We start from the raw sequence: 6,826 nt of genomic DNA, 5'->3' as shown, positions 1-6,826 counted from the left end.
CTGGACAAGCAGCAATACCCTTAAATAATACTACTCCTAAAATTGTACCAAATACTAAAGCTACCGTCATTTCTGGACTAGCTGACAGAAGCCCTACGCCTTTTGCTGAAAGTACGGCTACTAAAATCCCACAGGCTACTGCAATGTATCCTGCCGGACTTTTAAAGGCATTAAATAAATCTTTAAAACCAATTTTACCCAAAGCAATCGGCATTAAAATTGCTACCGAAATAACTGTTACTCCCCAATTGATTCCCTTAGTTTGTATAATTTGCATCAAATTTTTAGTATTGGGAAATAACTTACAGGCAATTACAATAAGTGCTGCAATTTGTAAAGACTTATTTTTACCTAGGATAGCAATTAAGAAAATAATTAATAAAAAAAGCCAGCTTTCCATTTTTTTCACCTCATTATTAACTAAAAACTATCTTATACTATAAATAAAAAATAGAGGAGCTGAGACTAAAGACATTTAAATTATGCACTGGTTTCTAAACCTGTTTTGTCACCTTTAGTACTTTTTAAAAAGTAACTAATTATCTATTTAAAAACAAAGGGTTGAGACAAAATTATTGTCTCAACCCCTAAAATAAATTTTTTATTCTAATTAATAATCTAAATTAAAGTGAGTTTGAAGCTCCCCGATAAACATTACCACGACGGGAATCTACAGTAATTACTTCATTATCTTTGATAACTTTAGTAGCACTTTCAGCACCAACAATTACTGGAATTCCCATTGCAATACCAACAACAGCCGCATGAGAAGTTAAGCCACCGTTTTCTACAACTAAGGCGCTAGCTTTTTCAATTGCTGGCAAGTAGTCTTTATCAGTATTTTCAACAACCAAAATATCTTGATCGTTCATCTTGCTTTGAGCTTCTTCAGCACTATGAGCAACGACTGCTTTACCAACAATAGTTTCGTCGCCGACACCTTGACCCTTAACTAATTTAGAACCAATTAGTTGGATCTTCATCAAGTTAGTAGTACCACTTTCACCAACAGGTACACCGGCCACAATAAGAATTAAGTCCCCTTCTTTAGCAAAACCTAATTCTTGGGCTTTTTGAGTAGCCAAATCAAACATTGCATCAGTATTTGTTGGACGTTGAGAAACGATTGGTACAACACCCCAGTTAACTGTTAAGCCCCGTTGTGTACGTTCATCGAAAGTGATTGCCAAAATATCAGCACTTGGACGATATTTAGAAATCATTCGTGCAGTATAACCAGAATTAGTAGCTGTGACAATCGTATGAATACCTAATTCTTGAGCAGTTCTTACAACTGATTCCCCAATTGATTCAGTAGCATTAGCACCCTTATATTCTTCAAACCGTTGGAGAGCTAATGTATTAGAGCGGTCTAATTGAGCTTGAGTCTTTAAATTGATTTTATTCATTGCTGCAACTGATTCTACTGGATAGTCACCATTGGCACTTTCACCAGATAACATGGTTGCATCAGTACCATCTAAAACCGCATTAGCAACATCTGTTACTTCGGCACGGGTAGGACGAGGATTTTCCTGCATTGAATCCAACATTTGTGTTGCTGTAATAACAGGTTTACCTAAGGCATTGCATTTTCTAATCAATTCTTTTTGGACAAATGGAACATTTTCAAAAGGAATTTCTACACCCATATCACCACGAGCAACCATTAAACCGTCAGAAACTTTTAAGATATCATCAATATTATTGATACCTTCTTGAGATTCTATTTTCGGGAAGATTTGGACATGTTCCATATGTTTTGCTTCTAATAACTCGCGAATATCTAAAACATCTTGAGCTTTACGAACAAAACTAGCAGAAATGTAATTAATCTCATGATCCAAACCGAAATTGATATCATCAGTATCTTTTTCAGTAATACCTGGTAAGCGAATCTCTACACCAGGAGCATTAACACCCTTTTTAGAACCAATCATACCTTCATTTTGTACTTCGGTAATTAATTCTTTATGAGCTTCATCTTTTTCAGTAATCTTTAAGTCTACTAAACCATCATCAATTAAAACATGACCACCAACATGTGTATCATCATATAATCCAGGATAGGTAACTGCAATTTTCTGGGGATTACCCTTTAAATTAGGGTCCATTGAAATACGAATTACATCACCAATTTTAGCTTCAAATTTGCCGCCTTCTTGTTCAGTAGTTCTAATTTCAGCGCCCTTAGTATCTAGCATGATACCAACAGTTTTGCCAGTAATCTTTTCCGCTTCATGAACCATATTCATCCGTGAAAGATGTTCTTCATGATCACCATGAGAGAAGTTAAAACGAAAGACATTAGCACCTGCCTCAATTAATTTAACAATTGTATCAACATCATTACTAGCTGGTCCTAAAGTACTAACAATTTTGGTTCTTTTCATCAATGTCGCTCCTTCAAAAAATTGATTGATTACACCCACTTAGTATACCAGAAAACTTTATTTTGCTAAAGTTTTGTTTATATCATATAATTCCATATCTGGCTGGTGTTTACTACTAAATAAATCGGTCATATTATGGTAAGTCAATTGGTTGTTTTCAATACCAATTGCAATTCCACCCTTGCCTTCATTTAATAGGTCAACTGCATAAGCACCCATCTTGCTTGCTAAAACGCGATCCCGTCCGGAAGGAGAACCACCTCTTTGTACATGGCCTAAAACCGTACTACGTGCATCAAAGTCTCCATACTGCTTTAATTGGTCCATAAATTCATTGGCATGCATCACACCTTCAGCTAGAACCACAATAGTATGTTTTTTACCTCGTGCCCGTAAATTTTGAATATTCTTAGCTACTTGCTGAATATCAAAAGGACGTTCTGGAACGATAATTTCATCAGCACCGCCAGCAACACCAGCCCATAAAGCAATATCACCAGCACCACGACCCATAACTTCAATTACAAAAGTCCGTTCATGACTTGCAGCGGTATCCCGAATCTTATCAATCGATTCTACTACCGTATTCACTGCAGTATCAAAACCAATTGTAAAGTCTGTGTAAGGAATATCATTATCAATAGTTCCCGGCAATCCTACAGCATTATAACCATGTTCAGTTAGCCGTAAGGCACCATGATAAGAACCATCACCACCAATAACTACTAAAGCATCAATACCAAACTTCTTTAGTTGCTCAATACCTTTTAATTGTCCCTCTTCTTGGGCAAACTCCGGATAACGAGCAGAGTAAAGAATTGTACCACCACGATTAATGATATCTCCAACACTGGATCGCTCCATTTTGAAGATGTCACCAGCTACTAATCCCGCATAACCGTAGTTAATGCCATACACTTCTATGCCAAATGACATCGCACGACGAGCAACAGCACGAATAGCAGCATTCATGCCTGGTGCATCACCGCCGCTAGTCATAATACCGATTTTTTTCATCTGTACACCTCAAACAATTTGATTTCCCAATTAACTATACTACAAAATATAACATTATTGTGAAAAAATTACAGTCTTATTTTCATAAAAACGCCATCATTGGTAAACAAAATTATTTTTCCCTAACAACTCTTGAAGTTTATCATTTAGTTCAGCGTTCTCACTGACAAAGTTCTGTCGTTTTAATAAAAACTTTTCATCACTGTCTTCAAAATAAACAATGACGGGAATAGATCCCGGATATTGCTGTGTTAGTTGTAAAAGTTTCTGCAAATTTTGCTTTTTTTTCGTATCAAAGCGAATATATAACTTTTTCGTATGCTGCTTTTGCAAAATATTTTGAGCCAATTCTAAGTTTTGCGCAATATATTCCTTATCATCGTGTCGTCCCAATGTTACTTTAATCTTAACTACATATACTTGATTAGTCTCTAAATCCAGTCGCTGAAAAAGATTAGGAAAAACGGTTATCGTATAATCTCCTATCTCATCTCCACCCGATAAAAATGCCATTTGAGTGCCTTTTTTAGTACGGATAACTTTAATTTGACGTATATAATATAAAACATTTGCACTTGCGTTGACGGATAAATTAGTTATTTTTTGAAAATGATAATTAGTTAAAGCATGTTGAAAACGTTCAACTGGATGTCCCGAAATATAGGTTCCAAGATATTGTTTTTCCTGATCTAATTTTTCTTCTGCACTAAAATCAACAATTTTACGCTTTTTAGGTTTTAAAATATCAAATAATGACACACTGCCCGCAGCTAATTTAATACTTTCCACGAGGTCAGCAACGTTTTGTACCAATTGGCGCCGATTTTCCACTAATTCATCCAATGCTCCACTATATACAAGCGGCAAAAGGTTTTCTGATTTTAAAAAGCGCGCATCTAACCGCTGTAGTAAATCTACTAAACTGCTATAAGGACCTTGAGCACGCTTTTTTAAAATATCTTCAATGACATCTCTTCGAGTTTTTTTAATACATGAAAGGCCAAAACGTAATTGCGACCCTTCTAACGTAAAATACTGCTGACTATGATTAACACTAGGCGCTAATACTTTAATTTGACGCAATTTTAGGGCCTGCAAATATGTGGTTATTTTAGAATCATTATTAAGATTAGCATTTAACAAAGCGGCAAAAAATGCCTGCGGATAATGAACCTTAATAAAGGCCAAACAATAGGCTAATTTACTATAGGCAACAGCATGAGATTTATTAAATCCATAATTTGCGAAACGTTCAATATATTCATAAACTTTGAGAGCATTTTGCTTTTGATGACCGCGCTTCACCGCCTGGATAATAAATTCATTTTTCTTTTCTACAATTAATTGTTCATTTTTTTTGGCCATAGCCCGACGTAACAAATCAGCCTCAGCAAGACTAAAGCCCGCCATTTGCGAAACAACTTGCATAACTTGCTCTTGATAAACTAATATCCCATATGTTGGCTGTAAAATTGGCTGCAGTGATTCATCTGGGTAAGTAATTGGCTCTTGATGATGTTTGCGGGCGATAAAATGATCAATATTTTGCATCGGTCCCGGTCGATAAAGTGCATTAGTAGCAACAATATCATTAAAATTAGTTGGCTGCAATTGCCGTAAAACCGAGCGAATACCTGCCGATTCAAATTGAAATACACCATCGGTATCACCGTGTTGGAAAAGTTTTAAGGTAGCAGCATCATTAAGATTAACCTGTTGAAAATCAAAATTTTTATCAAAATATTGTTGAATCAATTGAACAGCTGAATTTAAAATAGTTAAATTACGCAAACCTAAAAAATCAATCTTAAGCAGTCCTAAAGCTTCAACATTAGTTTTAGTCTGCTGAGTTAATAATGCTCCATCACTGGCTCCCGCTTGCAAGGCCACAGTTTCATCCAAATTATGAGCACTTAAAACAATCCCTGCTGCATGCGTAGAAAAATGGCGAGGTAAATTTTCAATTTTTAAGGCTGTTTTAAAAATTAATTTATTCCGGGCTGATTGTTGATACAAATTACGTAAGGCCAGCGATTGTTGATAGGCACTTTGTAAGCTAATTCCTAATGTTTTGGGAATTGCCTTTGACCATCGACTTAATTCGACTTGACTTAAACCAAAAACTCGTCCTACGTCTCGCAATGACTGCTTGGCAGCAAAAGTTCCAAAAGTGATGATTTGCGCCATATGATCATTACCATATTTGGTTTGCATATATTGAACTAATTCTTCCCGTCGATTATCCGGAATATCTAAATCAATATCAGGCATATCGACCCGCTCAGGATTTAAGAAACGTTCAAATAATAATCCATATTCGAGAGGATCCACTTGAGTAATCCCTAAAGCGTAGCTAACTAGTGAACCTGCGGCGGAACCTCTTCCAGGTCCTGTCATAATATTTAATTTATGAGCTTGGTTAATTACATCCCACACAATTAAAAAGTAATCTGCATAACCCATTTTGTTAATAACATTAAGTTCATGTTGAACCCTTTGTTGATAAGCCGTGGGTATTCCTTTTGCAAAATGCTGTTCTAGGCCTTGCTGAACCAATTGCCGTAAGTAAGTAATTGAATCTAGATGTGATGGCGTTACAAAGTGTGGCAGCAAAGTTCTTTGAAAGGGGATTTCTACTTGGCATTGTTGGGCAATTTTTTGGGTATTAGTAACAGCTTCTTGTAAGTCATGGACTCGAAAATCATGATAAAAGTCTGCGGCTGACCGCAAATAATTGGAACCTTGAGGGATAAACTTCTCTACCTGCGTACCAGCAGCAATGTGGTGTAAAACCTCATTACTAAAGGCATCTTCAGGTTTTAAATATTGCACATCATCTAAGGCCACCAACGGTAAATTGTGAAGTTGCGCTAATCGCTGAATTAAATACGCTTGGTCTTGGGCTTTTGCCCGCAAACCAATACCTAAATATAAATCAGTCGATTTTATTTGCAGCAACTTTTGCAGATAATCAGATAATGGTTGTTCATTTTGCTCTAACAAGGTGGCCAATTCACTATCAACTGCAGGGACAATGACAATTAAATTTTGAAGTAAGTTTTTCTTATCAAGAATGGATACAGTTTGTTCAGATGTCATTAATAATGACGATAACTTTAATAAATTATGATATCCGTCAATATTTTTAGCTAAAACTAAAAGCGGATAACTTTGATCAGTTAAAATCAAACCTTCAACTTGAATTGTCATTCCTAAAATGGGATGCAGCTGATTTTTTCGGGCAATTTTATAAAATTCAATTAAGCCATAGGTAACATTAACATCGGTTAAAGCCAAAGCGTCATAACCTAATTGTCGAGCTTGCTTGACTAAATTATTTATTTCATTTGTGCTTTGCAGCAAGGAATAGCTGCTCAATACTTGCAGTTGTGATACCATAACAACCTCCTTGCTGC

At 35.9% G+C, this 6,826-nt stretch carries 4 protein-coding genes; all 4 read right to left on the bottom strand.

The genetic code is table 11. The features are described from left to right. A partial coding sequence (locus tag EQ827_RS07190; RefSeq protein ID WP_181190323.1) for a DUF441 domain-containing protein occupies positions 1 to 400 on the bottom strand: 400 nt, incomplete at its 3' end. A 223-nt stretch (positions 401 to 623) separates the two neighbouring features. Continuing rightward, positions 624 to 2,393, bottom strand: coding sequence for a pyruvate kinase (gene pyk, locus EQ827_RS07185; RefSeq protein WP_181190322.1), 1,770 nt, complete (start codon positions 2,391 to 2,393; stop codon positions 624 to 626). Between the two features lie 57 nt (positions 2,394 to 2,450). Continuing rightward, positions 2,451 to 3,410, bottom strand: coding sequence for a 6-phosphofructokinase (gene pfkA, locus EQ827_RS07180; RefSeq protein ID WP_181190321.1), 960 nt, complete (start codon positions 3,408 to 3,410; stop codon positions 2,451 to 2,453). 96 nt (positions 3,411 to 3,506) lie between these two features. Then, the gene (gene dnaE / locus EQ827_RS07175; protein ID WP_181190320.1) at positions 3,507 to 6,809 is read right to left on the bottom strand and encodes a DNA polymerase III subunit alpha; all 3,303 of its coding nucleotides are present in this window, start codon (positions 6,807 to 6,809) and stop codon (positions 3,507 to 3,509) included. Positions 6,810 to 6,826 lie beyond the last annotated feature (17 nt).

This window comes from Bombilactobacillus bombi, assembly GCF_013607485.1.
GTDB lineage: Bacteria > Bacillota > Bacilli > Lactobacillales > Lactobacillaceae > Bombilactobacillus > Bombilactobacillus bombi_A.
Note: the sequence above shows the minus strand (reverse complement) of the source record. Positions and strands in the feature narration are given on the sequence as shown.

Bases quoted from the DNA above. Each gene is read 5' to 3' on its own strand.
- pyk (WP_181190322.1), bottom strand. From the start codon at position 2,393: ATGAAAAGAACCAAAATTGTTAGTACTTTAGGACCAGCTAGTAATGAT.
- pfkA (WP_181190321.1), bottom strand. From the start codon at position 3,410: ATGAAAAAAATCGGTATTATGACTAGCGGCGGTGATGCACCAGGCATG.
- dnaE (WP_181190320.1), bottom strand. From the start codon at position 6,809: ATGGTATCACAACTGCAAGTATTGAGCAGCTATTCCTTGCTGCAAAGC.